The sequence below is a fragment of the Pseudomonas sp. genome (assembly GCF_030683065.1).
GTDB lineage: Bacteria > Pseudomonadota > Gammaproteobacteria > Pseudomonadales > Pseudomonadaceae > Aquipseudomonas.
This window is the reverse complement of record NZ_JAUXMX010000030.1, coordinates 86,727-111,591: the sequence shown is the minus strand read 5'-3', so window position 1 is coordinate 111,591 and position 24,865 is coordinate 86,727. Positions and strand designations below refer to the sequence as shown.

Annotated in this window: 23 protein-coding genes, 3 tRNA genes and 1 pseudogene; 25 read left to right on the top strand and 2 right to left on the bottom strand. The window is 62.8% G+C overall.

Translation table 11 applies throughout. From position 1 onward, the window contains the following. Positions 1–9: 9 nt before the first annotated feature. From Q8K09_RS08325 to Q8K09_RS08315, 3 genes are all read left to right on the top strand, one after another. Positions 10–564: a CvpA family protein gene (locus Q8K09_RS08325; protein WP_305254502.1), complete on the top strand. Its 555-nt coding sequence runs from the start codon at positions 10–12 to the stop codon at positions 562–564. Between the two features lie 45 nt (positions 565–609). Continuing rightward, positions 610–2,115, top strand: coding sequence for an amidophosphoribosyltransferase (gene purF, locus Q8K09_RS08320; protein WP_305254501.1), 1,506 nt, complete (start codon positions 610–612; stop codon positions 2,113–2,115). A 96-nt stretch (positions 2,116–2,211) separates the two neighbouring features. Continuing rightward, positions 2,212–3,423, top strand: a complete 1,212-nt coding sequence (locus Q8K09_RS08315) for an O-succinylhomoserine sulfhydrylase (RefSeq protein ID WP_305254500.1) — start codon at positions 2,212–2,214, stop codon at positions 3,421–3,423. Between the two features lie 65 nt (positions 3,424–3,488). Here Q8K09_RS08315 and gspD read toward each other — a convergent pair whose 3' ends face one another. Both gspD and Q8K09_RS08305 read right to left on the bottom strand, forming a co-directional pair. Continuing rightward, positions 3,489–5,420, bottom strand: coding sequence for a type II secretion system secretin GspD (gene gspD / locus Q8K09_RS08310; RefSeq protein ID WP_305254499.1), 1,932 nt, complete (start codon positions 5,418–5,420; stop codon positions 3,489–3,491). Positions 5,421–5,424: 4 nt separating this feature from the next. Beyond that, on the bottom strand, positions 5,425–6,072 hold the full coding sequence (locus Q8K09_RS08305) for a type II secretion system protein N (protein WP_370869496.1): 648 nt from the start codon (positions 6,070–6,072) through the stop codon (positions 5,425–5,427). Positions 6,073–6,297: 225 nt separating this feature from the next. On the opposite strand from Q8K09_RS08305, the gene gspE reads away from it, so the two are divergent. The 22 genes and pseudogenes from gspE to Q8K09_RS08195 all read left to right on the top strand — a co-directional run bounded on the left by gspE (position 6,298) and on the right by Q8K09_RS08195 (position 24,816). Continuing rightward, positions 6,298–7,785 (top strand): type II secretion system ATPase GspE, encoded by a 1,488-nt coding sequence (gspE, locus tag Q8K09_RS08300; protein ID WP_305254497.1) that lies wholly within the window; start codon positions 6,298–6,300, stop codon positions 7,783–7,785. Beyond that, positions 7,785–9,002 (top strand): GspF family T2SS innner membrane protein variant XcpS, encoded by a 1,218-nt coding sequence (gene xcpS / locus Q8K09_RS08295; protein WP_305254496.1) that lies wholly within the window; start codon positions 7,785–7,787, stop codon positions 9,000–9,002. Before gspE ends, xcpS begins: the two co-directional genes overlap by 1 nt. A gap of 40 nt (positions 9,003–9,042) precedes the next feature. Further along, positions 9,043–9,498, top strand: coding sequence for a type II secretion system major pseudopilin GspG (gene gspG / locus Q8K09_RS08290; protein ID WP_305254658.1), 456 nt, complete (start codon positions 9,043–9,045; stop codon positions 9,496–9,498). Between the two features lie 17 nt (positions 9,499–9,515). After that, positions 9,516–10,067, top strand: a complete 552-nt coding sequence (gene gspH / locus Q8K09_RS08285) for a type II secretion system minor pseudopilin GspH (RefSeq protein ID WP_305254495.1) — start codon at positions 9,516–9,518, stop codon at positions 10,065–10,067. Next, positions 10,064–10,456: a type II secretion system minor pseudopilin GspI gene (gene gspI / locus Q8K09_RS08280; protein ID WP_305254494.1), complete on the top strand. Its 393-nt coding sequence runs from the start codon at positions 10,064–10,066 to the stop codon at positions 10,454–10,456. Before gspH ends, gspI begins: the two co-directional genes overlap by 4 nt. Next, complete coding sequence (gene gspJ / locus Q8K09_RS08275; RefSeq protein ID WP_305254493.1) at positions 10,453–11,139, top strand: type II secretion system minor pseudopilin GspJ; 687 nt, start codon at positions 10,453–10,455, stop codon at positions 11,137–11,139. Before gspI ends, gspJ begins: the two co-directional genes overlap by 4 nt. Further along, positions 11,136–12,101 carry a type II secretion system minor pseudopilin GspK gene (gspK, locus tag Q8K09_RS08270; protein WP_305254492.1) on the top strand — a complete coding sequence of 322 codons (966 nt, stop codon included), beginning with the start codon at positions 11,136–11,138 and terminating at the stop codon, positions 12,099–12,101. Before gspJ ends, gspK begins: the two co-directional genes overlap by 4 nt. Beyond that, complete coding sequence (gene gspL, locus Q8K09_RS08265) at positions 12,098–13,234, top strand: type II secretion system protein GspL (protein ID WP_305254491.1); 1,137 nt, start codon at positions 12,098–12,100, stop codon at positions 13,232–13,234. Before gspK ends, gspL begins: the two co-directional genes overlap by 4 nt. Beyond that, entirely contained in the window at positions 13,231–13,755 is a 525-nt protein-coding gene (locus tag Q8K09_RS08260; RefSeq protein ID WP_305254490.1) for a type II secretion system protein M, read from the top strand. Before gspL ends, Q8K09_RS08260 begins: the two co-directional genes overlap by 4 nt. A gap of 147 nt (positions 13,756–13,902) precedes the next feature. Continuing rightward, a tRNA-Val gene (locus Q8K09_RS08255) sits at positions 13,903–13,978 on the top strand. Positions 13,979–14,013: 35 nt separating this feature from the next. After that, positions 14,014–14,090, top strand: a tRNA-Asp gene (locus tag Q8K09_RS08250). Between the two features lie 99 nt (positions 14,091–14,189). Further along, positions 14,190–14,266 (top strand) — tRNA-Asp (locus Q8K09_RS08245). Positions 14,267–14,765: 499 nt separating this feature from the next. Further along, the gene (locus Q8K09_RS08240) at positions 14,766–15,275 is read left to right on the top strand and encodes a sigma-70 family RNA polymerase sigma factor (RefSeq protein WP_305254489.1); all 510 of its coding nucleotides are present in this window, start codon (positions 14,766–14,768) and stop codon (positions 15,273–15,275) included. Continuing rightward, on the top strand, positions 15,275–16,222 hold the full coding sequence (locus Q8K09_RS08235) for a FecR domain-containing protein (RefSeq protein ID WP_305254488.1): 948 nt from the start codon (positions 15,275–15,277) through the stop codon (positions 16,220–16,222). Before Q8K09_RS08240 ends, Q8K09_RS08235 begins: the two co-directional genes overlap by 1 nt. A gap of 68 nt (positions 16,223–16,290) precedes the next feature. Next, on the top strand, positions 16,291–18,720 hold the full coding sequence (locus tag Q8K09_RS08230; protein WP_305254487.1) for a TonB-dependent receptor: 2,430 nt from the start codon (positions 16,291–16,293) through the stop codon (positions 18,718–18,720). Positions 18,721–18,892: 172 nt separating this feature from the next. After that, positions 18,893–19,675: pseudogene (locus Q8K09_RS08225) on the top strand (IucA/IucC family C-terminal-domain containing protein); the annotation flags it as partial. Continuing rightward, positions 19,665–20,588, top strand: coding sequence for an ABC transporter substrate-binding protein (locus tag Q8K09_RS08220; RefSeq protein WP_305254486.1), 924 nt, complete (start codon positions 19,665–19,667; stop codon positions 20,586–20,588). The pseudogene Q8K09_RS08225 and the gene Q8K09_RS08220, both read left to right, overlap by 11 nt. Then, the gene (locus Q8K09_RS08215) at positions 20,585–21,574 is read left to right on the top strand and encodes an iron ABC transporter permease (RefSeq protein WP_305254485.1); all 990 of its coding nucleotides are present in this window, start codon (positions 20,585–20,587) and stop codon (positions 21,572–21,574) included. Before Q8K09_RS08220 ends, Q8K09_RS08215 begins: the two co-directional genes overlap by 4 nt. Further along, positions 21,567–22,598: an iron ABC transporter permease gene (locus tag Q8K09_RS08210; RefSeq protein ID WP_305254484.1), complete on the top strand. Its 1,032-nt coding sequence runs from the start codon at positions 21,567–21,569 to the stop codon at positions 22,596–22,598. The genes Q8K09_RS08215 and Q8K09_RS08210 overlap by 8 nt, the downstream gene beginning before the upstream one ends. Before the next feature lie 12 nt (positions 22,599–22,610). Beyond that, positions 22,611–23,402, top strand: coding sequence for an ABC transporter ATP-binding protein (locus Q8K09_RS08205; protein ID WP_305254483.1), 792 nt, complete (start codon positions 22,611–22,613; stop codon positions 23,400–23,402). Beyond that, entirely contained in the window at positions 23,399–24,181 is a 783-nt protein-coding gene (locus Q8K09_RS08200; protein ID WP_305254482.1) for an IucA/IucC family C-terminal-domain containing protein, read from the top strand. The genes Q8K09_RS08205 and Q8K09_RS08200 overlap by 4 nt, the downstream gene beginning before the upstream one ends. Next, positions 24,178–24,816 (top strand): RraA family protein, encoded by a 639-nt coding sequence (locus Q8K09_RS08195; protein ID WP_305254481.1) that lies wholly within the window; start codon positions 24,178–24,180, stop codon positions 24,814–24,816. Before Q8K09_RS08200 ends, Q8K09_RS08195 begins: the two co-directional genes overlap by 4 nt. Positions 24,817–24,865: the final 49 nt, after the last annotated feature.

Sequence of the window (24,865 nt, the reverse complement as noted above, 5' to 3'; positions counted from 1 at the left end):
ATCTGCATCGTGGCATTCACTTGGGTCGATTGGGCGATTATCGCCATCATCGCCGTATCGAGCTTGATCAGCTTGAGCCGTGGTTTCGTCAAGGAAGCCTTGTCCTTGCTGACCTGGATTATTGCCGGTGTGGTTGCCTGGATGTTTGGCGGGGCATTATCCGAACACCTCGCCGGGTGGATTGAAACGCCTTCTGCGCGGGTGATTGCAGCCTGTGCCTTACTCTTCATTGTTACCTTGCTGGTCGGTGCGCTGGTCAACTACCTGATCGGCGAGCTGGTCCGCGTTACCGGGCTTTCCGGCACTGACCGTTTTCTCGGTATGGTTTTCGGCGCCGCCCGTGGTGGCTTGCTGGTTGTCATACTGGTCGGGTTGCTCAGCCTGGCGCCGGTGCAGCAGGATCCGTGGTGGCAGCAATCAACGCTGTTGCCGCACTTTTTAATGGTCGCGGACTGGTCGAAGAACCTCATTCTCGGGGTGTCCAGCCAGTGGCTTGCCAGCGGCATCAGCACACCTGCTGAGCTGCCGTTCAAAGAAGCACTGATGCAGCATAAGTTGCCTTAGCGCATTCAGAATTAGCCTGTTTCACTTCAGTAGGGGTTGCGTCACATGTGTGGCATTGTCGGTATCGTCGGTAAATCGAACGTCAATCAGGCGCTGTATGACGGCCTAACCGTCCTGCAGCACCGCGGCCAGGATGCTGCCGGTATTGTTACCAGTCACGATGGACGGTTGTTCCTGCGCAAGGACAACGGCTTGGTTCGTGATGTATTTCATCAGCGCCATATGCAGCGCTTGGTCGGCCACATGGGCATTGGCCATGTGCGCTATCCGACTGCCGGCAGCTCCAGCTCGGCCGAGGCGCAACCGTTCTACGTCAACTCGCCCTACGGCATCACCCTGGCGCACAACGGTAACCTGACCAACGTCGAGCAGTTGGCCAAGGAAATCTACGAATCCGATCTGCGCCATGTGAACACCAACTCCGACTCGGAAGTACTGCTCAACGTATTCGCCCACGAGCTGGCCCAGCGCGGCAAGCTGCAGCCCACTGAAGAAGATGTCTTCGCCGCGGTCAGCCAGGTTCATCAGCGCTGCATCGGCGGTTATGCGGTGGTGGCGATGATCACCGGTTACGGTATCGTCGGTTTCCGCGACCCGAATGGTATTCGCCCGATCGTCTTCGGTCAGCGCCACACCGATGAGGGTGTGGAGTACATGATTGCCTCGGAAAGCGTGGCGCTGGACGTGCTTGGTTTCACCCTGATTCGCGATCTTGCGCCGGGTGAAGCGGTGTACATCACCGAGGACGGCAAGCTGTCGACCCGCCAGTGCGCGAGCAATCCGCATCTCTCACCGTGCATCTTCGAACATGTCTATCTGGCACGTCCGGATTCGATCATTGATGGCGTCTCGGTGTACAAGGCGCGCTTGCGCATGGGCGAGAAGCTGGCCGACAAGATCCTCCGCGAACGGCCGGAGCACGATATTGACGTGGTGATTCCGATTCCCGATACCAGTCGTACCTCGGCGCTGGAGTTGGCCAATCACCTGGGTGTGAAGTTCCGTGAAGGCTTCGTCAAGAACCGCTACATCGGTCGTACCTTCATCATGCCGGGTCAGGCTGCACGGAAGAAGTCGGTACGCCAGAAGCTCAACGCCATCGAGCTGGAGTTCCGCGGCAAGAACGTGATGCTGGTGGACGATTCCATCGTCCGTGGCACCACCTGCAAGCAGATTATCCAGATGGCTCGCGAAGCTGGGGCGAAGAACGTCTACTTCTGCTCGGCTGCGCCTGCCGTGCGTTATCCCAACGTGTATGGCATCGATATGCCGAGCGCTCACGAGCTGATCGCCCACAACCGCAGCACCGAGGAAGTGGCCGAGTTGATTGGCGCCGATTGGCTGGTTTATCAGGATTTGCCAGACCTGATCGAGGCCGTTGGTGGCGGCAAGATCAAGATCGAGCACTTCGACTGTGCGGTATTCGATGGCAAGTACATTACTGGCGATGTCGATGAGTGCTACCTGAACAAGATCGAGCAGGCGCGTAATGACGTCTCCAAGGTCAAGTCACAAGCAGTCAGCGCGATTATCGACCTGTATAACGACTGACGGCAGGCCGGGCGAACCTGTCCGGTATTTGGCTGGTGCGCTCGGCGCACCGTAAGCGGTAAGGCCGACACAGTCGGTCGTGATGAGGTTTGCAGCATGACCGAAGAATGGCAAGCAGGTCGCCTGGATAGCGATCTGGACGGTGTAGGTTTTGACACCCTGGCAGTGCGTGCCGGCCAGCACCGCTCGCCTGAAGGCGAGCACAGCGAGGCGATTTATCCGACCTCCAGTTATGTGTTTCGCACTGCTGCTGATGCTGCCGCGCGCTTTGCCGGGGAAGTCCCCGGGAATGTCTACTCGCGCTACACCAACCCCACGGTGCGCGCCTTCGAGGAGCGCATCGCTGCGCTGGAAGGTGCCGAGCAAGCCGTCGCGACTTCGTCCGGCATGTCGGCGATCCTGGCCATGGTCATGAGCCTGTGCAGTAGCGGCGACCATGTGCTGGTATCGCGCAGTGTGTTCGGTTCGACCATCAGTCTGTTCGAGAAGTACCTTAAGCGCTTTGGTGTGCAAGTCGATTATGTGCCGCTGGCCGACCTGCAAGCCTGGAGTGCTGCTTTCAAACCCAACACCAAACTGCTGTTCGTCGAGTCGCCATCCAACCCCCTGGCCGAGTTGGTCGATATCGCCGCACTTGCTGACCTTACCCACAGCAAGGGTGCTCTGCTGGCAGTAGATAACTGCTTTTGTACGCCAGCGCTGCAGCAGCCGCTCAAGCTTGGGGCGGATATCGTCATGCACTCAGCCACCAAGTATATCGACGGTCAAGGTCGTAGCATGGGCGGCGTAGTCGCCGGCAAGGCCGAGTTGATGAAGGAAGTGGTGGGTTTTCTGCGTACCGCAGGGCCGACCCTCAGCCCGTTCAACGCCTGGATCTTCCTCAAGGGCCTGGAAACGCTGCGGGTGCGCATGCAGGCGCATTGTGCCAGTGCCCAGCAGTTGGCCGAGTGGCTGGAGCAGCAGCCGGGTATTGAGCACGTCTACTATTCCGGGCTGCCCAGTCATCCGCAGCATGCCTTGGCCAAGCGCCAGCAGACTGGTTTCGGCGCGGTGGTCAGTTTCGAGGTCAGTGGTGGCAAGGAAGCGGCCTGGCGCTTTATCGATGCGACTCGGGTGATCTCGATCACCACTAATCTGGGCGATACCAAAACCACCATTGCCCACCCGGCGACCACTTCCCATGGTCGGCTGTCGCCGGCCGAGCGGGCCAACGCCGGTATTCGCGACAACCTGATTCGGGTGGCCGTGGGGCTGGAGGATATCGTTGATCTCAAGGCCGATCTGGCGCGCGGTTTGGCAGCGCTCTGAGGCAGTTGGTGCAGGCCTCATAGAAAAAGCCCTGCTCGCATGCAGGGCTTTTTTTTATGCGAGTTTTACTCGCGCAGGTCGATGGCCGGGGCGCTGTCGCGATCGAACAGTTTGCTGGGGTCGCGTGGCAGGATGCCGGGGCGGTAATCGCTGCGGATGTCGCCGAGTACGCGGATGTCGCTGTACTTCTTGCCTGAGAGCGCGGCCATACCCGCGGCATCACGGATCACGGTTGGGCGCAGGAAGACCATCAGGTTGCGTTTGATCCGGGTGTCCTTGGTCGAGCGGAACAAGCGGCCGAGTAGGGGGATGTCGCCGAGCAACGGCACTTTCGAGTCGGTCTGGGTCACGTCATCCTGGATCAATCCGCCCAGCACTATGACCTGGCCGTCTTCGGCGAGGATGGTGCTTTTGATCGAGCGCTTATTGGTGATCAGGTCCACTGCATTGACCCCCTGGGTGGTGGGGGCGATGGAGGAAATTTCCTGTTCGATTTCCAGGCGCAGGCTGGCGCCTTCGTTGATATGCGGCGTGACCTTGAGGGTCACGCCGATGTCTTGGCGTTCGATGGTGGTGAAGGGGTTGTCCGCCCCCGAGGCGCTGGTGGTGAAGGAGCCGGTCTGGAAGGGCACGTTCTGGCCGACTAGAATCTCGGCTTTCTGGTGGTCCAGGGTCAGCAGGCTGGGGGTCGACAACAGGTTACTCTTGGTGTTGGCCGACAGCGCGGTGATCAGCACGCCAAAGCTGCTGGAGCCGAGACCAATGATGGCGCCGTCGGGCAGGGTTGCCGGCAGCGTATCCTCCTGGATTGCATTCAGCACCGCGCCGACCGACAGTCCGGTGTTGCCGAAATTCACCCCGCCCAGGCCACCTGTGCTGCCGCGGGCATCCACCGCCCACTGCACGCCAAGGGCATCGCTGATGTCACCGGAAACTTCGACGATGGCCGCTTCCACCATTACTTGGGCGCGGGGCACATCGAGCTGGCGGACGATGTCTTCGAGGGTCGCCACCATGTCCGGATCGGCCAGCAATACCAGGGCATTGAGGCTTTCATCGGCACGGATCAGGACGTTCTGCGGTTTGCCGGCGGACTCACCGTCGCCCTGGTTTTTCAGACCCTCGGAGATCTCGCCGAGGGTTTCTGCCAGGGCCTTGGCGTCATTATGGCGCAGGCGAATCACCCGGGTATTGGCCGAGCGGCTGGTCGGGCTGTCCAGCGATTGCGCCAGCGCCACCAGTTTGGCGCGTGCGGCTGGCGGGCCGAGGATGATCAGGCGATTGGTGCGCGAGTCAGCGATCACCTGGATGCCGGCTGAACCTTTCGCCTGGCCTCGTTCCAGAGAGCTGTTGAGTAGTTCGGCGGCATCCATGACCCAGGCATGCTGCAGGTCGAGCACGCTGTAATCGCGATCGCCTGCCTGGTCGAGTTGCCGCAGCAAGTCTTCAATGCGGGCGATATTGGCACTGCGGTCGCTGATGATGATGGCGTTGGCCGATGTGACCGCTGCCAGGTGGCCATATTGCGGTACCAGTGGGCGGATCAATGGGATGAGTTCGATTGCCGAGCTGTGCTGCACTTGAATCAGGCGGGTTTCCAGGCGATCCGGCGCTGCCGGGCCTTGACCCGCATCGGCCTTGGCCTCGGCATTGGGCACGATACGCGCCTGCTTGCCCTGGGTGATGACGCTGAAGCCATGGGTGGTCATCACCGAGAGGAACAGTTGATAGATTTCGCTCAGGTTCAGTGGTGTGCTCGATACCACGCTGACCTGGCCTTTGACCCGTGGGTCGACGACGAAGGTTTCTCCGGTGATCTGCGCGATCTGCTCGATGAACTCGCGAATGTCGGCGCCTTTCAGGTTGATGGTCCAGCTTTCTTCCTGTTGGCTGGCACTGGGGGCGACCGGTTCGATGGCAGCATGCAGAGGCAGTGGGCCGAGGGCCAGGCCGGCGGCAAGCAGGGCGAAGGTGAGGCGCGAGAAAATCGGGGTCATCGGTTCAGTTGCTTTCCGTGGTCTGATCGCTGGGTTCGGTATCGCTCGGTACGCTGCCGGACGCCTGCATCTGCTGGCGCAGGGCGTCCATCCGTTCGCGCAGTTGCGTGAGGTCATGGTTCTCCAGCTCATCGAGCTGGCTCAGGCTGTCGGTTGCCGATTGCGCTGACGTTTGGATCGCTTGATCGGATTGGCTGCGGGGGAACGCCAGGGTCTCCCGGCGGCCACTGCGCAGCAGCTCGACGTGGTTGGCATGCACCGCATCGAGGTGCACGTCAGGAGTGATCTCGCTGCCGATAGAGAACCGCTGCGGCGGCTGCCCTGCGCTGCCGATGATCGCGCTGGAACGCGCAGGGTCGGCATGCACGAAACTGCCCAAAAGGGTCAGGCGCAGGCTGGTGGGCGGTGCGGGAGCGGTGCTGGCTGGGCTGCTGGTACCGAACAGGTTGGCGAGGGCTTGGCTGGGAGGCTTAACTGTCTCTTGTGCGTTTTGTACCGAAGGGGGCAGTGCGGGGGTGTGCAGCAGGCGTAACCAGTCGGCCGTCTGCCAGGCCAGGCTGATGCTTATGGCCAAGACCACCACGCTAGCGCTCAGGGAGGTGGCGTGCTGCTGTAGCCAGCGTCGAGTTGCCGAAAAAGGCAAGGGCGTCACTCCAGGGGGCCAGGGTTGGGCGGCATGCTTCGCGCGGCTATCATAGTCAGTCGACGAGGATTTTCCAGTCACCCGTCAGGGTGGTGTGCCGCTACGCATGATGTGCTAAAGATGGCCCCGCGCTTCAGTTCGGCGGCGCACAATCATATGCATAACCCCTACGAGCGTGGGCCAGCATTAGGCCTTGATGCTTACTGCAGGCCACAGATTCAAGGCATTTACAGGATGAACGCTCTACTCGTTGAAGAACCGTTGCGCCGTTTGCCCTTCGGTTTCGCCAAGCGTCACGGGGTGGTGCTGCTGGCCGTGGAGCCAACCCCCTGCCTGGCTTACAGGCCGACGGTTGAGTTGGTGGCGCTGGCCGAGGCGCAGCGTTTCCTTGGCCAGCGATTGCCGTTGCGGGCCTTGACTGGCGAAGCGTTCGAGCAGGCTCTGGCCAAGGCATATCAGCACGAATCAGGGGCCATGCAGCTAGCTGAAGGTCTTGGTGGTAGCCTCGATCTGGCTGCTCTGGCCGAGCAGGTGCCGCAAATCGAAGACTTGCTGGAGCAGGAAGACGACGCACCGATTATCCGTCTGATCAACGCCATTCTTGGTGAAGCAATCAAGGAAGATGCCTCGGATATCCACCTGGAGACCTTTGAGAAACGCCTGGTCGTGCGTTTTCGGGTGGATGGAATCCTGCGCGAGGTGCTCGAGCCCAAGCGCGAGTTGGCGGCGCTGCTGGTGTCGCGGGTCAAGGTCATGGCGCGCCTGGATATAGCCGAGAAGCGTATTCCGCAAGATGGGCGTATTTCCCTCAAGGTCGGTGGCCGTGAGGTGGATATCCGCGTCTCGACGCTGCCTTCGGCTAATGGCGAGCGGGTGGTGTTGCGCCTGCTCGACAAGCAGGCCGGTCGCCTCGATTTGCAGCGCCTGGGCATGAGTGCCCGGGATTGCCAGGCGATGGAGGCGGCGGTGCGCAAGCCCCACGGCATCCTGTTGGTCACTGGCCCAACCGGTTCGGGCAAGACCACTACGCTGTACGCCAGCCTGGTCAGCCTGAATGACCGCACGCGCAATATCCTCACAGTCGAAGACCCGATCGAGTACCACCTCGAAGGCATTGGCCAGACCCAGGTCAACACCAAGGTCGACATGACCTTCGCCCGCGGTCTGCGCGCGATTTTGCGCCAGGACCCGGATGTGGTGATGGTCGGCGAGATCCGTGACAAGGAAACCGCCGAAATCGCCGTGCAGGCGTCATTGACCGGCCATCTGGTGCTCTCCACCCTGCACACCAATAGCGCGATAGGCGCCATAACCCGCCTGGTGGACATGGGTATCGAGCCGTTTCTGTTGTCATCCTCCCTGCTTGGCGTGCTGGCCCAGCGCCTGGTCAGAGTGCTCTGTCCGCACTGCAAGGAGGCCTTTCAGGCCGATGCTGCCGAGTGTGCGTTGCTTGGTGTGGCTATCGAGCAGGCGCCGACCCTGTATCGCCCGCGCGGCTGTGACGAGTGTCATCAGCAGGGCTACCGTGGCCGCACCGGGATCTATGAATTGGTGGTGTTCGACGATCACTTGCGCACCCTGATCCATAGCGCTGCAGGGGAGCAGGAGATGATCCGCCATGCCCGTAGCCTTGGTCCAAACATCCGCGAAGACGGCCGGCGCAAAGTACTGGAAGGGCTGACCAGCCTGGAAGAAGTGCTGCGCGTAACCCAGGAAGAATAATGGCCGCATTCGAATACCACGCCCTCGATGACAAAGGTCGTCAGCATAAAGGTGTGCTGGAGGCCGACAGTGCGCGTCAGGTGCGGCAGATTCTGCGCGAGCGGCAACTGTCGCCGCTGGATGTCCAGGCTACCCGCACCCGCGAGCAGGCTCCTGGCGGAGGGCACTTCAGTCTGGTGCGCGGGCTGTCGGCGCGCGACCTGGCCTTGCTTACCCGTCAGTTGGCGACCCTGATCCAGGCCGCGCTGCCAATTGAGGAGGCGTTGCGTGCGGCGGCCGCCCAGGCCCGCGTGCCGCGTATCCAGAGCATGCTGCTGGCGGTACGGGCGCGGGTGCTGGAGGGCCATGGCCTGGCCAGCAGCCTGAAAGAGTTCCCTGCGGCCTTTCCCGAGTTGTACCGCGCTACCGTGGCGGCGGGTGAGCACGCCGGGCACCTGGGGCCGGTGCTGGAGCAACTGGCCGATTACACCGAGCAGCGCCAGCAATCGCGGCAGAAGATCCAGTTGGCACTGCTCTATCCGCTGATTCTGATGTGCGCCTCGCTGTTGATCGTCGGCTTTCTGCTTGGTTATGTGGTGCCGGATATCGTGCGGGTGTTCGTCGATTCCGGGCAGACCCTGCCGGCGCTGACCCGCGGGCTTATCGTGGCGAGTGAATGGGTCAAGGGCTGGGGCTGGCTGGCGGTCATTCTGCTGCTGTTGGGGTTTTTCGCCCTGCGCTGGGCGCTGCACGATGAGGCAGTGAAGCTGCGCTGGCACGGCGTGCTGCTGCGCGTGCCGCTGTTCGGCGGTCTTATTCGTGCCACCGATTGCGCGCGTTTCGCCTCGACCCTGGCGATTCTTACCCGCAGTGGTGTGCCCCTGGTGGAAGCCTTGGCCATTGGCGCCGAGGTAATAGTCAATCGGGTGATTCGGGCACAGGTGGTGGTCGCTGCGCAGAAAGTCCGTGAAGGCAGTAGCCTGACTCGCGCGCTGGAGGCCAGTGGGCAATTCCCGCCGATGATGCTGCACATGATTGCCAGCGGCGAGCGTTCCGGCGAGCTGGATCAGATGCTCGCACGCACGGCGCGCAATCAGGAAAACGACCTGGGCGCACAGGTGGCGTTGCTGGTCGGGTTGTTCGAGCCTTTCATGTTGGTGTTTATGGGCGCGGTGGTGCTGGTCATAGTGCTGGCCATCCTGCTGCCGATTTTGTCGCTCAATCAGTTGGTGGGGTAAGCAGGTGAATAGCAGGTCGTTGCAACACGCAGGTGTAACCATCAAAACAACGCAGGCCGCTTGGCGGCGGTCTGCCCGGCATCAGGCTGGTTTCACCCTGATCGAAATCATGGTGGTGGTGGTGATCCTCGGGATTCTCGCGGCCCTGGTGGTGCCACAGATCATGGGCCGTCCGGATCAGGCCAAGGTGACAGTCGCCAAAGGCGACATCAAGGCCATCTCTGCTGCCTTGGACATGTACAAGCTGGACAATCACGCCTACCCGAGCACTCAACAGGGGTTGGAGGCGCTGGTGGAGAAACCCTCCGGCAACCCGCCAGCGAAGAACTGGAGTCGCGATGGCTACCTCAAACGCTTGCCCATCGACCCGTGGGGCAATGTCTATCAATACCTGGCGCCCGGCACCAGGGGCGCCTTCGACCTCTATTCGCTGGGTGCCGATGGCAAACCGGGCGGCAGTGATCTGGATGCCGATATCGGTAGCTGGGACCTCTGATGAGGGTTGACTGAGCCATGCGTGCTGGTCGCGCTGGTGCGTCTGGCCCGGTCCGGGGGTTTACCCTGATCGAGCTGCTGGTGGTCATCGTGATTCTCGGTAGCCTGATCGGTCTCGCCGTACTCAGTACCGGTATCGCCGGTCCGGCCCGTGAGTTGCGTAACGAAGCCGAGCGGCTGGCCGGATTGATCGGCGTGCTGGCCGAGGAGGCGGTGCTGGATAATCGTGAGTACGGTTTACGGCTGAGCGCCGAGGGTTATCAGGTGCTGCAGTACCTGCCCGGTGCCGCGCGCTGGCAGCCTCTGGATGGCGAGCCTTATCGCTTGCCGGCCTGGGCCGAGTTGAGTGTCGAATTGGAGGGAGAAGCGCTGCAATTGCCGCAGGCGACAGCCGAGCGGCGGCGCGCGGCAGACACACCACAGTTGTTGATTCTCTCCAGTGGCGAGCTCAGCCCCTTTCGCGTGCACCTACGCGAGCGGCGCAAGGACGGTTTACGCTTGCAGCTGAGCAGCGATGGTTTCCGTTTGCCCCGGGTCGAGGTCGATGGCGCGACGGGGCGCTCGGAATGAAGCATTGCCGAGGCTTCACCCTGCTCGAAGTGCTGGTTGCCCTGGCCATCTTCGCGCTGGTCGCCGCCAGCGTATTAACCGCCAGCGCGCGCAGCCTGCAAACCGCCGCACGCCTGGAAGAAAAAACCTTGGCGATGTGGATTGCCGACAATCACCTGACCGAGTTGCAACTGGCCGAGACACCGGCCAGTGCCGGGCGCGATCAGGGGGAACTGGAGTTCGCTGGGCGGCGTTGGCAATGGCAGAGTGAAATCCAGGCGACCAGTGAGCCGAGCATGCGTCGGATCACCCTGTGGGTGGCGCCGCTACCGGCACGCGCTCACCCGGGTGGCGATCTGCGTGAGCGCTCAGTGGTCAGTCTCAGCGGCTTTCTGGGAGACCCGCAATGAGGCGTGCGCGTGGCTTCACCCTGCTCGAATTGCTGATCGCCATCGCGATCTTTGCCCTGCTCGGGCTGGCGACCTACCGCATGCTCACCAGCGTGCTGCGCACCGACAGCGTCACCCGTAACCATGAGGTGCAGCTGCGTGAGCTGGTGCGCGCCGTTGCCGCTTTCGAGCGAGACCTGTTGCAGGTGAGTGTGCGCCCGGTGCGCGACCCGTTCGGCGATCCGCGACCGGCCCTGCTGGGGGAGGAAGGTGCTGCCGCCGCAGTGGAGCTGAGCCGTGCCGGTTGGCGCAATCCGCTTGGCCTGGCGCGTGCCGAAGTGCAACGGGTGCGCTGGCAACTGAGCGGCGAGCAGTGGCAGCGCCGCTACTGGAATGTGCTCGATCAGGCACAGGACAGCCAGCCTCAGGTGCAGCAGGCGCTGGATGGGGTGACAGGCATGCGCATGCGTTACCTGGATGACGACGGTAGTTGGCTAGACCATTGGCCGCCAGCCGGAATCAGTGGCGAAGCCCAACTGAGCGCGTTGCCGCAGGCAGTCGAACTGGTGCTGGAGCATCGCCGCTATGGTGAGCTGCGCCGCTTGTTGCGTTTGCCCGATGTGCGGCCCGCAGGCGTGGCGCAGGCGTCAGAGGCGCAGTCGCCGGAAGAGGCGGAAGCGTTTGGCGAGGTGCTCGAGCCATGAGGGCGCAGCGCGGTGTGGCGCTTATCACCGTGATGCTGGTGGTGGCGGTGGCGACTGTGGTGAGCGCCGGGATTATCGCGCGTCAGCAATTGTCGATTCGCAGCAGCGCCAACCAGTTGCATGTGCGTCAGGCCTGGCATTACGCACTGGGTGGCGAAACCCTGGCCAAGGCGGTGTTGCGGCGTGATCTGCAGCAAGGCGACCCGCAGGCGCCTGTGGATCACCTGGGTGAGCCCTGGGCGCAGCCGCTGGTGCCGTTCGCCCTGGATGAAGGCGGTGAGTTGCGTGTGCGCATCCTCGATCCTACGGGCCGTTTCAACCTCAATAGCCTGGTGCGTCAGGGGCAGGCCAATGCGGCGGCGCTGGGGCAGTTTCGTCGTCTGCTGCTCGGCCTGCAAATCGAAGCACCCTATGCTGAGCGTCTGCTCGATTGGCTGGACGCGGATCAGGAGCCGAGCGGCGGCTATGGCGCCGAAGATAATCAATACGTGTTGGCACAGCCGGCCTATCGCGCCGCCAACCGGGCGCTGGCCGATGTGTCCGAACTGCGCCTGTTGCTGGAAATGAGCGAGACTGACTACCAACGCCTGCTGCCTTTTGTCACTAGCTTGCCAGCGGATGCGACCTTGAACGTCAACACCGCCAGTGCCCGGGTGCTGGCGAGCCTGGCTGAAGGGCTGCCGCTGAGTACGGCCGAGGCGCTGGTTGCTCGGCGCGCTGATCAGGGTTACCCCGATGTGCCGGGTTTCCTGGGGCAATTGCCGGGGTTGAGTGTGCAGGGTCAGGGTTTGGCCGTCGGCAGCCAGTATTTTCAGGTGATCAGTGAGGTCAGCGTGGGTGAGCGCCGTCAGGTTTTACGCAGTACCTTGCAGCGCGCCAGCGATGGCAAGCTGTACGTCCTATCCCGTGATCTAGGGCAGAGCGGGGCGCAGCCTGCACCTGTCGAGGAAGTCGAGCGATGAATCAGTTGTGTGTGTTTCTGCCGCCTGCAGCCGCTGTCGGCGCCTGGGCGGAGTTGCCGGTGCAACGCGTCCATGGCGACGACAGCCAGTGTCTGCCGTTTGCCGAGGCGCTGGCCGGTTTGACCGAGGCGTGGACCCTGGTTCTGCCGGTCGAGGCGGTAACGGCCTGCGCCGTGCGCTTGCCGACACAGAAAACGCGCTGGCTGCGTCAGGCTTTACCGTACGCGGTAGAGGAGTTGCTGGCCGAGGACATCGAGCAACTGCATCTGGCCTTGGGCGAGCGGCTCGCGGACGGCCGTCACCGGGTGTTTGCAGTGCGCCGCAGTTGGTTGGCGGGCTGGCTGGCGCTGTGCCCGGTAGCGCCACGGGCGATTGCCGTGGATGCCGATCTGTTGCCACGCCAGGGTACTCAGTTGCTGTACCTGGGTTCGCGCTGGCTGCTCGGCGGGGAAGGGGTGGCGCGCATGGCGCTGAATGGCGAGTCATGGCCGCCACTGGCGGAGCTTTGCCCGCATCCGCATATCGCCTATCGCTCTACGCAGCAGGCCGGGCTGGCGCCGCTGGATGAGTGTCTGGAGCTTGCCGATGCCTATGGCTGGTTAGCGCAGCAGGCGCCGAGCAATGATCTGGCTCAGGGAGAGTTCGCGCCACTAGAGAATGCTGGGCGGTGGCGGGGCTGGCGGCCTTTGCTCGGCTTGCTCGGTTTGTGGCTGGTCTTGCAGTGGGGCTTCAATCTGGCCCAAGGCTGGCATCTGCAGCGTCAGGCCGATACCTATGCGCAGGCCAGCGTGGTGCTCTACCAGGATCTGTTTCCCGAGGATCGCAAGCTGGTCGATCTGCGTGCGCAGTTGGATCAGCATCTAGCCGTGGGCGATAGCCGTGGTCAGGGGCGCTTGCTCGGGATGCTCGCTCAGGTGACTCAGGCCATCGAGGTCGAAGGCGAACATGTGCAGGTGCAACAAGTGGATTTCAGCGACATTCGCGGCGATCTGGCCATGCAGATTCAGGCGCGCGGTTTCGCTGAGCTGGAGCGCTTGCGCGAACGCTTGCAAGCGGCTGGCTTGCGGGTGCAACTGGGGTCGGCAAGCCGTGAGGCGGAAGGGCTCAGCGCCCGTTTGGTGATTGGAGGATGAACAACTTGAGCGAGTCGAAGAAGCCATTCGCGGCACACTTGCAAGGTTCGCTGGCGCTGCAGCGCTGGCGTGCTCTGCTGCCCCGTGAGCGCCTGGCGCTGGGGCTGTTGGCCCTGTTTGTGCTGCTAACGCTGGTGTATGTGTTGTTCTGGCAACCCGCGCGACAGGGTGTGACGGCGGCCCGCAGCGCCTTTGCGCAGGAGCAGGCTTTGTACGCCTACCTGCAGGCACAGGCGCCGTTGGCGCGCAGCCTGGCGAACCAGCCGCAGGTCAGTCTCGATCCGGCGCGCTTGCAAGGCCTGGTTACCGCCAGTGCAGCCGAGCAGGGTTTGCTTATAGAGCGGCTGGATAGCGACAGCGACGGTTCGCTACAGGTTAGCCTGCAGCCGGCGCCATTCGTCCAGCTCCTGCGTTGGTTCACTTGGCTGGAACAGCAGGGCGTGCGGATTGCCGGGGCGGGTCTGGATCGCGCTACGGACAATCGCGTGACGGCAACGCTCACCTTGAATGTGGCGCTGTAATCCGGCGTCAGACCGCCTGCACAGGATCTTTCGAACTCATCATGCTTTGGGTGACGCTCGTGATATTTCCCGTTTCTGAGAAAAACTTTAAGCAGGGTATTGACTTAGGTCCGTCCCACCCGTAAATTGCGCGCCTCACAAAGCGAAGGGTGATTAGCTCAGCTGGGAGAGCATCTGCCTTACAAGCAGAGGGTCGGCGGTTCGATCCCGTCATCACCCACCACTCTTTGTGAATTCGGACGCAAGTCCGACCGACGCGCAGCGGTAGTTCAGTCGGTTAGAATACCGGCCTGTCACGCCGGGGGTCGCGGGTTCGAGTCCCGTCCGCTGCGCCATATTTTCCATGTCAGGTTTGTCTGGCATGAGGTAGAACGGCTAGCACAGCGCTCTACCAGAGGAAGCAAGAGTTCTTTGGACGCAAGTCCATCCGACACGCAGCGGTAGTTCAGTCGGTTAGAATACCGGCCTGTCACGCCGGGGGTCGCGGGTTCGAGTCCCGTCCGCTGCGCCATATATGAAGCCCTCAGGTAGTGATACCTGGGGGTTTTTTATGTGCGCGTTGCCGGCGCTGCGGCGCGCACTTTGCCGCTATCTGTCGGAAATAGCGCCTTCTAGGTACGCCTCGGCCTGTTTACCAGCCCTCCCACAAAATCGCTCCGGCATCCACGCCGTTGAGGCCTTTCAATCCTATTTCCTCAGTGCCGCATCGCGCGGCTCGCGCTTGCCGCCTTCGTTGCCGGTCGAGGCGAATGCTTGGCTGGCCGCGGCGCCCTGCTGTGGCAGCCGAGACAGCCATCCCTATTTCCCGAGATTCCGGCAGTTGATCGTCAGCGGTAGATGCTGGCCCGCCGACTGAGCTCGGCATGGGCTCTGTGGCGCGCTTCTTACTCCGTCGGCTCGTCCTGTCTGAACTGGGCGAGGGTTCCAGCTGCATAAAAGGCTTGGTTTGCAGTAGTAATGTTAATTAGAATGAATCTCATTTGAATCATTCTAAGCGCAAGGCTTTTGACATGAGTGATACGGCGATGGCGACGGAGCAAACCCTCCACGATCTGTACCGCGACCATAGCGGTTGGCTGGAGGGTTGGTTGAGGCGGCGCCTGGGCAATGGCTGCGATGCCGCGGATCTCAGTCAGGATACCTTTGTGCGGTTACTCGCCAGCTCCCAGCGGATTGCCGACTTGCATGAGCCGCGGGCCTATCTGCTGACGGTGGGCAAACGGCTGCTGAGCAACTTCTACCAGCGCCGCAGCCTGGAGCAGGCTTACCTGGATGCGCTGGCGGCGCTGCCCGAGGTCAGTGTGCCGTCCCCCGAACAACGCTGGCTGCTGTTGGAAACCCTGCAGGCGTTGGATGAAATGCTCGACGGGCTGCCGGCGGCGATACGCCGGGCGTTTCTCTGGAGCCAATTGGAGGGCCTGGGTTATCAGCAGATCGCCGAGCGTTTGCAGGTATCGGAGCGCACGGTCAAACGCTACATGGCGCAAGCCTACGAGCATTGCCTGTTGGTGGAACTGTAATGGCTTCGCCGCCCTCGGCCGAGGCTCGCCAGGTGGCGCGGGCCGCCGCGCAGTGGCTGGCGTTGCTGGAGTCAGGTGCTGCCAGTGAGCAGGATCGGGCCGGCCTGCAATGTTGGCGCGACAGCTGCGCCAGTCACGAACAGGCCTGGCAGAAGGCTCAGGTCTTGCGCCAACGCCTCGCCGAACTCCCTTCGGCACTGGCCTTGGCCAGCCTGGATCGTCCGCAGCCGGGGCGGCGCGCGGTGCTCAAGTGCGCGTTGGGCGCGGCGGCGCTGGTGCCGACCGCCTGGCTGCTCGGTCGGCAGCTGCCTCTGGATGTCTGGCGGGCCGACCTGCACACCGCCACCGGAGAGCGCAAGCTGTTGCAACTAGCCGATGGCAGCTCGCTGCAGCTCAATACCGCCAGCGCCGTTGATGTGAATATGCAGAGCCGGAGCTTGACCCTCATTGAAGGCGAAATAGCCTTGAAGGTGCCGGGCACGTCGCCATTGACCATCCAGACCCGTCACGGGCAGGTTGTAGTCGCGCAGAGTGAGCTCTGCATCCGGCAAACTCTGCAGGGCTGTCAGGTCTCGGTGCTCAGTGGCTTGGTGGCGCTGCAGCCCTTGCGGGGGGCGGCACTGGATTTGCGCGCAGGTCAACGCGCGAACCTCCTGGCTGCCAGCGTCGGCACGGCGGAGCCATTCGATGTGTTCGAACTGGGCTGGCGCGATGGTGTGCTGATTGCCCAAGACCAGATGTTGGGCGATTTTCTGCGCGAGCTGAGCAAGCACCGCCCTGGGATGTTGCGTTGGGAGCCGGAGCTTGAGTCGTTACGTGTCACCGGCAGTTTCCGCCTGGATGACACCGGCCGCATCCTGGAATTGCTTGCCGCCAGCCTACCGCTGGAGGTGCATTCGCGCACCCGTTTCTGGGTCACCTTGCTGGCGCGTAAAAATATCGGTTGAAGCCTGTCCCTTTATTTCGGCTCGCCTGTCTTTACAGGTAAGTGAACAAATAAATGAGAGCTTCTCCAATGCCCGCAAGAATGCCATGCCGTTTGCGTCCAGCCTCGTCCACCCTTCGTCCGCTGTTGCGCCTGAGTCTGCTGCTGAGCCTAAGCGCCAGTCCGCTATTGATCTCCACCAGCTGGGCCGAAGATACGGCCCGACGCAGCTATGAGGTGCCTGCCGGTAGCCTGAGCGCAGCGCTGACCCGCTTCGCCGGCCTGGCCGGGGTCAACCTGTCGGTGGATCCGGCGTTGGTGAATGGCCTCAACAGCGCCGGCCTTTCCGGCGAATACCAGGTGGAGGATGGCTTTGCCCAGTTGCTGCAAGGCTCCGGACTGCGCTTGCAGCCTGTGGGTGAGCAGGCCTACACCCTCAATCCCGCGGCGGATCAGCCCGCTGACGTGTATCAACTGCCAGCGACTTCGATTATTGGCACACCTACCGAGGCTGCCGGGCAGGCGTATGCCGGCGGCCAGGTGGCCCGTGAAGGGGGATTGGGCATGTTGGGCAAGCGTGACTTCATGGAAACGCCGTTCAGCTTGATCACCTACACCAGCGAGATGGTGAAGAACCAGCAGGCGCGTACCCTGGGCGACCTGATCGCCAGCGACCCGTCGGTGCGCGCGACCAACCCGGCGGGCGGCCGCTTCGAGCAGTTCACCATCCGTGGGCTCAGCCTGTTCAACAGCGATGTTGCCTACAACGGCCTCTACGGCATCCTGCCGACCTACTCGATCGACATGGAAATGGCCGAGCGCGTGGACGTCATCAAGGGGCCGAGCCAGCTGATCAACGGTATCTCGCCGCGGGGCAGCGTGGGCGGCGGCATCAATGTGCTGCCCAAGCGTGCGGGCGACAAGCCGATCACCGAGTTCACCGGCAGCCACGCCGCGGACAGCCAGGTCGGCGGTGCGCTGGATATCGGCCGCCGTTTCGGTGACGAGAAGCAGTTCGGTCTGCGTTTCAACGGCGTGAAGCAGTCTGGTGACACCGAGTGGGACCAGCAGAGCGTCGACCGCGAGATGGCCGTGTTGGGCCTGGATTTTCACGGTGAGCGGCTGCGGCTTTCGGCGGATGTCGGGCATACCGAGCGCGCTACCGATGCCCCGCAGGAACGCGTACTGGTGGGGGCCAATGCCAAGGTGCCGGATGCCGATGACGTGCGCCGCAACTATGCGCAGGCCTGGAGCAAGGCGCGTACCCAGGATACCTTTGGCGCGCTGAATGGCGAGTTCGATCTCAGCGATTCGCTGATGGTCTATGGCGCTGTCGGCGCTCGCGAGAGCAACCATGATTTCCTCCGGCATAACGTCTCAATCACCAACGACGCGGGAGACTTCAGCGTCCAGCCCCGTGATTTTACCCGCGACGAGACGGTCAGGACCGCCATAGCGGGCCTGCGTAACTGGTTCGATACCGGCCCCGTGAGCCATGAGTTGAACCTGTCCGCCAGTTATTTCTACATGGACTTCACCAATGGTGGTGCCCGTTATGCTGCAGCGCCCAGCAACCTCTACAACCCGGTAGCGACGCCGACACCCGGCACGCCGACCCGCTTCGATTCCGAGGTCTACACCGAGAACCGCTTTACCGGCGTGGCACTGTCCGACACCCTCGGTCTCTTCGAGGATCGCTTGCTGCTGACCCTGGGCGCGCGCTGGCAGCGGGTCAAGGTCGATGACTGGAGCGATGACGTGAAAGGCGCCACGGCCTATGACGAGGAGAAGGTCTCGCCATCGGCCGGCATCCTGTACAAAGTCACCGATCAGCTGTCGCTTTACGCCAACTACATGGAAGGCTTGAGCCAGGGCAAGATCGCCCCGTCGACCTCGATCAACGAGGACCAGATATTCCCGCCGTTTACCAGCCGCCAGGTCGAGGTTGGCGCCAAGTATGACCTGGGCGCTTTCGCGCTCACCGCCAGCGCCTTCCGCATCAAGCAGCCGGCCTACGAGACCAACGCCACCTCGCGGGTATTCGGCCCCAACGGCAAGCGCGAGAACCAGGGCGTCGAGCTGAGCGTGTTCGGCGAACCGCTCAAGGGCTTTCGCCTGCTCGGTGGCGTGATGTACATGGGCAGCGAGCTGACCGATACAGTCGGCGGCATCTCCGACGGCAACCGTGCACCGGCCACGCCCGAGTACAACGTCAACCTCGGCGCCGAGTGGGATGTACCGGCCCTGCCGGGGGCGACCCTGACCGCACGCGGCATTCATTCCAGCTCGCAGTACCTGGACCAGGCCAACAGCAAGCAGATCGATGGCTGGGAGCGATTCGACCTCGGTGCGCGTTATGCCTTCAAGGTCGATGGCAAGGACGTCACCCTGCGCGCCAGTGTCGAGAACGTGCTGGATGACCGCTACTGGGCTTCGGCCGGCGCTTCGGATGACAGCGAGCCTGGGCTGACGATGTCGACGCCAAGAACCTGGCTATTGTCGACGACCGTCGGATTTTAACGGTGCCGCGAAAGTGAGAGTACGGGTATTGGCTGCCAGCGGATCGCCTTATGGCGATCCGTGGTGCAGGAATAGCCACGAATACCGTTGCCCGCTGGGCATTGGTGGAGGCGCCGGAATACAGGCCCTCACTCACTACTTCAGCCAGTTTATCGAAGAGGTCGAAAATGGTGCCTCCTTGCCGACGGAGGCCACGCTGTTCGATGAGGCGCCGCGCCACCTGGCGGCGATGGTGCGCAGCTACCCGGCGGAGCTGCTCGCGGATGCCGATTGTCGCCTGCTGCCCATGGCCGCCCTAGGCACGTCGCTGCCGGCAAGCGACCGGCATTTCTTCGATGACTGGATGAGCTACCGCGACCTGCCTGCGGATACGCCCTCGGTGCTGACGCTGTTCCGCGAGCTGTGCCACAGCTTCTTCGACATCAATCTGCGCCTGTTCCGCCTCGGCATGCTCGCTGAAGTACACGGGCAGAATGCAGTGCTGGTGTGGCAAGCCGGCCATGTGCAAGGTTTGCTACTGCGCGATCACGACTCTTTGCGCATCTTGGTGCCCTGGCTGGAGCGCAACGGCATGGCTGACCCGTGCTACCGGCTGAAACAAGGCCACGCCAACACGCTCTATCACGAACGTCCTGAAGACCTGTTGTTCTGGCTGCAGACGCTGGCCATCCAGGTCAATATCCGGGCGATCATCGATACCCTCGCGCAGGTCTATTCACTCCCAGTTACGATCTTGTGGGGCAGTCTGCGCGAGGTGCTGGATGAGCTGATCGAGACCATTGAATTCGACGATGACACCCGCGCCATGCTGAAACGCCAGCTTTTCGAATTGCCGCACTGGCCGCAGAAACTGCTGCTGACCCCCATGATCGCGCGGGCGGGCGGCCCGGGCAGTATGCCGTTCGGCAAGGGCCAGGTGGTCAACCCCTTCCACAGGTTGCAGCGTGAAGCCTGAGTCTCTCAAACAGGTGTCCAGGCGCACGCTGTTGCGCCTGTCCCTCGGCCTGCTGGCGCTCAGGCCATTCACCTCGGCCACGGCGCAAGCGTTGGCAACCCCGGCGCGGCTGGTGACCCTGTTCCAGGGCGCCACCGACAGCGCCGTAGCCCTTGGCGTGACACCCTGTGGCATCGTCGATTCCTGGAGCGAAAAACCGACCTATCGCTATTTGCGCGGGGCATTGGCGCAGGTGCCGCATGTCGGGCTGGAGACCCAGCCGAGCCTGGAAGATATCGTCCTGCTTAAGCCCGACTTGATCGTCGCCTCGCGCTTTCGCCATCAGCGCATTGCGCCCTTGCTCGAACGAATCGCCCCAGTGGTGATGCTCGATGAAGTCTCCGAGTTCAAGCAGACCCTGCTGCAAATGGGCGTTGCCCTGCACCGGCAGCAGATGGCCGTGGCGCTTCTGCAAAAATGGCAGCGCCGCGTGGCACAGCTGCGCGCGCAACTACAACGGGCGTTCGCCGGGCACTGGCCGCCCACGGTGTCGGTGCTGGAAGTTCGTGAAGACCATGTCCGCAGCCATCTGCCCGCCAGCTTTGCCGGCTCGGTGCTCAACGAGCTGGGCTTCAACTGGAGCGCGGCTAGCCAGGGGGCGCGTGGCGTATCCCTGAAACTCACCAGTAAAGAAAGCCTTCCGGTGGTCAATGCCGATATCTTTTTTGTCTTCATGCGTGCGGATAGCCAGGCCGTGCAGCAGAGTTATGACCGCTTGTTGCGGCACCCCCTGTGGCAGCAGATGCGGGCGCCGCGGCGGCAACAGGTGTGGCTGGTCGACGCTGTGCCCTGGAGCATGTCGGGCGGAATTATGGGCGCCAATCTGATGCTCGACGACATCGCCCGCTTGGCCAGGTCGGATGCCAGCCCATGAGTGTGTCGTGGAAATTGTCTCTGGCGCTGCTGCTGTTGCTGTTCTGCAGTGTTGCCAGCCTGGCGGTCGGCGCCATGTCGATTCCGTTCGGGCAGGTAGTGGCGGCTTTCGTGCAGCCCGACCCCGCGAGTGTCGAGCAGACCCTGGTAAGTAGTACCCGCCTGTCACGCACCTTGATAGCTGTCGCGGTGGGCGCCAGCCTGGCGGTAGCCGGCGCCCTGATGCAGGCGCTAACGCGCAATCCGCTGGCGTCTCCGGGGCTGTTCGGCATCAATGCCGGGGCGACCTTCTTCATTATTCTGGCGTCCTCGCTGTTTTCCCTGTCTTCGCCCGAACAGTGGCTGTGGTGCGCCTTTGCCGGCGCCGCGCTGGTCGGCTGCCTGGTGTGGCTGATCGGCAACATGGGCCAGGGCAGCCTCAACCCGCTGCGCATGGTGCTGGCGGGCGCGGCGATGGCAGCTCTGTTCTCTGCCTTCAGCCAGGCGTTGCTGGTGGTCAATCAGGAAGGCCTGGATAGCGTGTTGTTCTGGCTGGCTGGTTCACTCACCGAACGCAGCCTGGACGCCGCCGCACCGCTGTTGCTGTGTGCGCTGCTGGCGCTGTGCGGCGCGCTGCTGCTGGCCGGGCAGGTCAATGTACTGAGCGCGGGGGAGGCGATTGCCACCGGCCTTGGCCAGCGCACGGGGCTGATACGCCTGTTACTCAGCGTGCTGATCATCTGCCTGGCCGGAAGCGCCGTGGCCTTGGCCGGCAGCATTGGTTTCATCGGTCTGCTGGTGCCGCATATGGTGCGCAAAGGCCTGTCCATCGACCATCGCTGGCTGTTGCCGGGGTGTGCGCTGGCGGGGGCGATTCTCCTATTGCTGGCCGACATGCTCGCGCGGGTGGTGATACTCCCGCAGGAGGTACCGGTGGGGGTGATGACGGCGCTGTTCGGTGCGCCGTTCTTCATCCTGCTGGCGCGCCGTGGAGCTCGTCATGGATAAGCTGCTGACCCTGCGCACGCTCGGCTTTTCCCGCCAGATCAACCCCTCCACAGTGCTGCGGCTGTTACTGGCAGTGCTGATTAGCCTGTTGCTGATGCTGTGCTCGCTGTCCCTGGGCAAAGTGCTCCTGTCCCCTTTGGAGGTGCTGCGCATACTGTTCTCCAGCGAGGACAGCAGCCTGGTATTCATCGTCGAGCAACTGCGTCTGCCACGTATGCTACTGGCGGCGCTGGTCGGCGGCGCCTTGGCGGTATCCGGGGTGATCCTGCAAAGCATCATCCGCAATCCGCTGGCCTCGCCGGATTTGCTCGGTATCACCAGCGGCGCCAGTGCCGCTGCGGTGTTCTACCTGTCGTTTTGCGCCGGCGCGCTGGGCCAGCACTGGCTGCCCATGGCGGCGATGCTCGGTGCCGGATTAGCGGTCCTGGCCATTTACCTGCTGGCCTGGAAGCAGGGCGCCTCGCCGCTGCGTCTGGTGCTGATCGGCGTGGGCGTCTCGGCGCTGCTGAGCGCGGTGACCACCTTCATCCTGGTGTTCAGCCCGCTGACCACTACCTTGTCGGCGTATGTCTGGCTGACGGGCAGTGTCTATGGCGCGAGTTGGGCGCAACCCCGTGCGCTGGCGGGCTGGTTGTTGGTGATCCTGCCCGGCTTGCTGCTGGTAGCCCGGCATGTGCGGGTACAGCAGTTGGATGACAGTCTGGCGCAGGGGATTGGCGTGCGCGTCCAGTGGTTGCGGGTCGGCCTGCTGCTGGTCAGCGTGGCCCTGGCCGGTGCGGCGGTCGCCTGGGGCGGCGCCATGGCTTTTGTCGGCCTGATTGCGCCACACATCGCCAAGCGCCTGGTAGCTCCCGGTTTCGCCGGCCAGGCGGCGATGAGTGCCCTGGTCGGGGCGAATCTGCTGATGCTCGCGGATTTGGCCGGGCGCACGCTGTTCCTGCCGCTGGATTTACCGGCTGGCATCTTTGTCGCGGTCTTGGGCACGCCGTTCTTTCTCTACCTTTTGATCAAACAGCGTCACTGAGGAACCCTATTCATGGCCTCCATTGCCACACGCAGCCTGACCCTGGGCTACCAGCGCCAGGTGATTATCGACGGGCTGGACATGCAACTGCCGCAGGGCAAAGTCTCGGTGCTGATCGGCAGCAACGGCTGCGGCAAGAGCACGCTGCTGAAAGCCTTTGCCCGTCTGCTCAAGCCGCAACAGGGCGCGGTGCTGCTCAACGGCAGCGATATTCATTTGAAACCCACCGCGGTTGTCGCCCGGGAGTTGGCGATCCTGCCGCAGATGCCCACCGCGCCAGAGGGCATTAGCGTGCGCCAGTTAGTGGGCCTGGGCCGTTATCCCTACCAGAACTGGATGCAGCAATGGTCTGCCCAGGATGAGGCCATGGTCGAGCGTGCGCTGCTGCAAACCGGCGTACAGGACCTGGCGGATCGCCCGGTGGACACACTGTCCGGCGGGCAGCGACAACGGGCGTGGATCGCCATGACCCTGGCGCAGGACACCGATGTCGTACTGCTGGATGAGCCGACCACCTTCCTTGACCTGGCCCATCAGATCGAGATCCTCGACCTGCTGCGCGAACTCAACCGGCGCGAGAACAAGACCATCATCATGGTGCTGCACGACCTTAACCTGGCCTGCCGCTATGCCGATCACATAGTCGCGGTGCATCAACGGCGCGCCTTTGCCCAGGGCAAACCCGAGGAAATCCTGACTGAAGCCCTGGTCAAGCAGGTGTTCAACCTCAACTGCCGGATCATCCCCGATCCCTTCTTCGGTACGCCACTGTGCATCCCCTTTGGTCGGGAGCATCCGCAATGAACCTGGCCTGCACGTTCAGCGAGCAGGAGTGGGCGCTACTGGCCGGCGCACTGCGCCTGAAGTCCTTCGCGCAACGCGACTCGCAGCGTTCGCTGGCGGCAGCGGACCTGCTGGACGAGGCGGTCTGCGAACACTTGCTGCTCAACCTGACACCCATCATCGGCTCACCATCGATAGCGGTTACCGCCTCGCTGCTGGCCAAGCGGCTGGCCTTCCTGGCTACCGGGGCGTGCCTGTATGCCATGTCGGTGTATGACAAAGGGCTGTTGCTGTCACTGGATAACGCCGTGATCGAATATGGCCACGATGAGGGGCTGTGGACATCCTCGCTGCCCCTGCAGCAGCTCCAGCCCTGTGCCTACGCGCCGGGCGAACGCGAGGCCTGGCGGGCCATGATCGTCGAAACGCTGTTTGCGGGCTTGCTCAAACCGCTGTGGCAAACTTTTGCCCGGGTCAGCGGCGTTTCCGTACGTATCCTGTGGGACAACACCGCCGTGCGGGTCTATTCGCTGTACGAGAAACGCATGGCCAAACTTGAGGCGATAGAGCTACGCGAGCGCTGCGCAGCGGATTTCGCCTGGCTGCTGGAGGCAGCGCAGCCGCATCTGTTCGGCCTCGACTACAATCCGCTGCGGCATTTCCGCCGGCCATTAACCCCGGTTGACGACGGGCAGCGTAGCGTACGCTTCCGGCGCACCTGCTGTTTCTACTACCAGGCCTCCAATCCCGTTGAATACTGCTCGGCCTGCCCCTTGTTACGCCCGAAGAAAAACCGGTGAGTTATCAGATCGCAGCACGTCGGCAGGGCTTGAGTCACGAGATGCTGGACGCCTATCGCGGCATTGCCGCCTCGACCATCGGCCACCTGACCGACAGCGGCTACCTGCGCGGCATCAGGCCACTGTTCGACGACATCCACATGCTCGGTAACGTTGTCACCGCCAAAGTGTTCAGCCCTGACGGCAGCGTTATCCGTGAAGCCCTGTTGGCCAGCGAGCCGGGCGACGTTCTGGTGATCGAGTGCGTCGGCGATGCTGAGTGTGCCTGCTGGGGCGAGCTGCGCACTTTGGCCGGGTTGATCAAGGGGCTGGCCGGGGTGGTCGTAGCGGGGGCCGTTACCGATGTCGGTGCGCTGCGTCGGCACCGGCTGCCGGTGTTCTGCCAGGGCGCCAGCGCCTTCACCACGCGCAGCCTGGGATTGGCAGGAGAGGTCAATCTGCCGGTCAGCGTGGGCGGGGTCCGGGTGCAGCCGGGTGACCTGGCCATCGGTGACGATGACGGTGTGTTCATCCTTGGGGCGCAGCAAGCGCAGCTATTATTGCCTGACCTTCTGGCCAAGGAGCGCGCTGACCAGGTGCGTCGGCAAGAACTCCTGCACAAGCTGGCCGCGCGCCGGCTGGCGCAATCGATCTAATGTCCTGAATCAGACGTTGTCTGTTTGATTTTGGCGGCGCCTGTCGTCA

Excerpts from the sequence above, each read along its gene's own strand:
- gspD (WP_305254499.1), bottom strand. The coding sequence starts at position 5,420 with ATGACCCCGATTTTCTCGCGCCTCACCTTCGCCCTGCTTGCCGCCGGC.
- Q8K09_RS08260 (WP_305254490.1), top strand. The coding sequence starts at position 13,231 with ATGAACAACTTGAGCGAGTCGAAGAAGCCATTCGCGGCACACTTGCAA.
- Q8K09_RS08205 (WP_305254483.1), top strand. The coding sequence starts at position 22,611 with ATGGCCTCCATTGCCACACGCAGCCTGACCCTGGGCTACCAGCGCCAG.
- gspE (WP_305254497.1), top strand. The coding sequence starts at position 6,298 with ATGAACGCTCTACTCGTTGAAGAACCGTTGCGCCGTTTGCCCTTCGGT.
- gspJ (WP_305254493.1), top strand. The coding sequence starts at position 10,453 with ATGAGGCGTGCGCGTGGCTTCACCCTGCTCGAATTGCTGATCGCCATC.
- gspH (WP_305254495.1), top strand. The coding sequence starts at position 9,516 with ATGCGTGCTGGTCGCGCTGGTGCGTCTGGCCCGGTCCGGGGGTTTACC.
- Q8K09_RS08235 (WP_305254488.1), top strand. The coding sequence starts at position 15,275 with ATGGCTTCGCCGCCCTCGGCCGAGGCTCGCCAGGTGGCGCGGGCCGCC.
- gspL (WP_305254491.1), top strand. The coding sequence starts at position 12,098 with ATGAATCAGTTGTGTGTGTTTCTGCCGCCTGCAGCCGCTGTCGGCGCC.
- Q8K09_RS08230 (WP_305254487.1), top strand. The coding sequence starts at position 16,291 with ATGCCCGCAAGAATGCCATGCCGTTTGCGTCCAGCCTCGTCCACCCTT.
- Q8K09_RS08210 (WP_305254484.1), top strand. The coding sequence starts at position 21,567 with ATGGATAAGCTGCTGACCCTGCGCACGCTCGGCTTTTCCCGCCAGATC.
- xcpS (WP_305254496.1), top strand. The coding sequence starts at position 7,785 with ATGGCCGCATTCGAATACCACGCCCTCGATGACAAAGGTCGTCAGCAT.
- Q8K09_RS08315 (WP_305254500.1), top strand. The coding sequence starts at position 2,212 with ATGACCGAAGAATGGCAAGCAGGTCGCCTGGATAGCGATCTGGACGGT.
- Q8K09_RS08240 (WP_305254489.1), top strand. The coding sequence starts at position 14,766 with ATGAGTGATACGGCGATGGCGACGGAGCAAACCCTCCACGATCTGTAC.
- Q8K09_RS08200 (WP_305254482.1), top strand. The coding sequence starts at position 23,399 with ATGAACCTGGCCTGCACGTTCAGCGAGCAGGAGTGGGCGCTACTGGCC.
- gspI (WP_305254494.1), top strand. The coding sequence starts at position 10,064 with ATGAAGCATTGCCGAGGCTTCACCCTGCTCGAAGTGCTGGTTGCCCTG.
- purF (WP_305254501.1), top strand. The coding sequence starts at position 610 with ATGTGTGGCATTGTCGGTATCGTCGGTAAATCGAACGTCAATCAGGCG.
- gspK (WP_305254492.1), top strand. The coding sequence starts at position 11,136 with ATGAGGGCGCAGCGCGGTGTGGCGCTTATCACCGTGATGCTGGTGGTG.
- Q8K09_RS08215 (WP_305254485.1), top strand. The coding sequence starts at position 20,585 with ATGAGTGTGTCGTGGAAATTGTCTCTGGCGCTGCTGCTGTTGCTGTTC.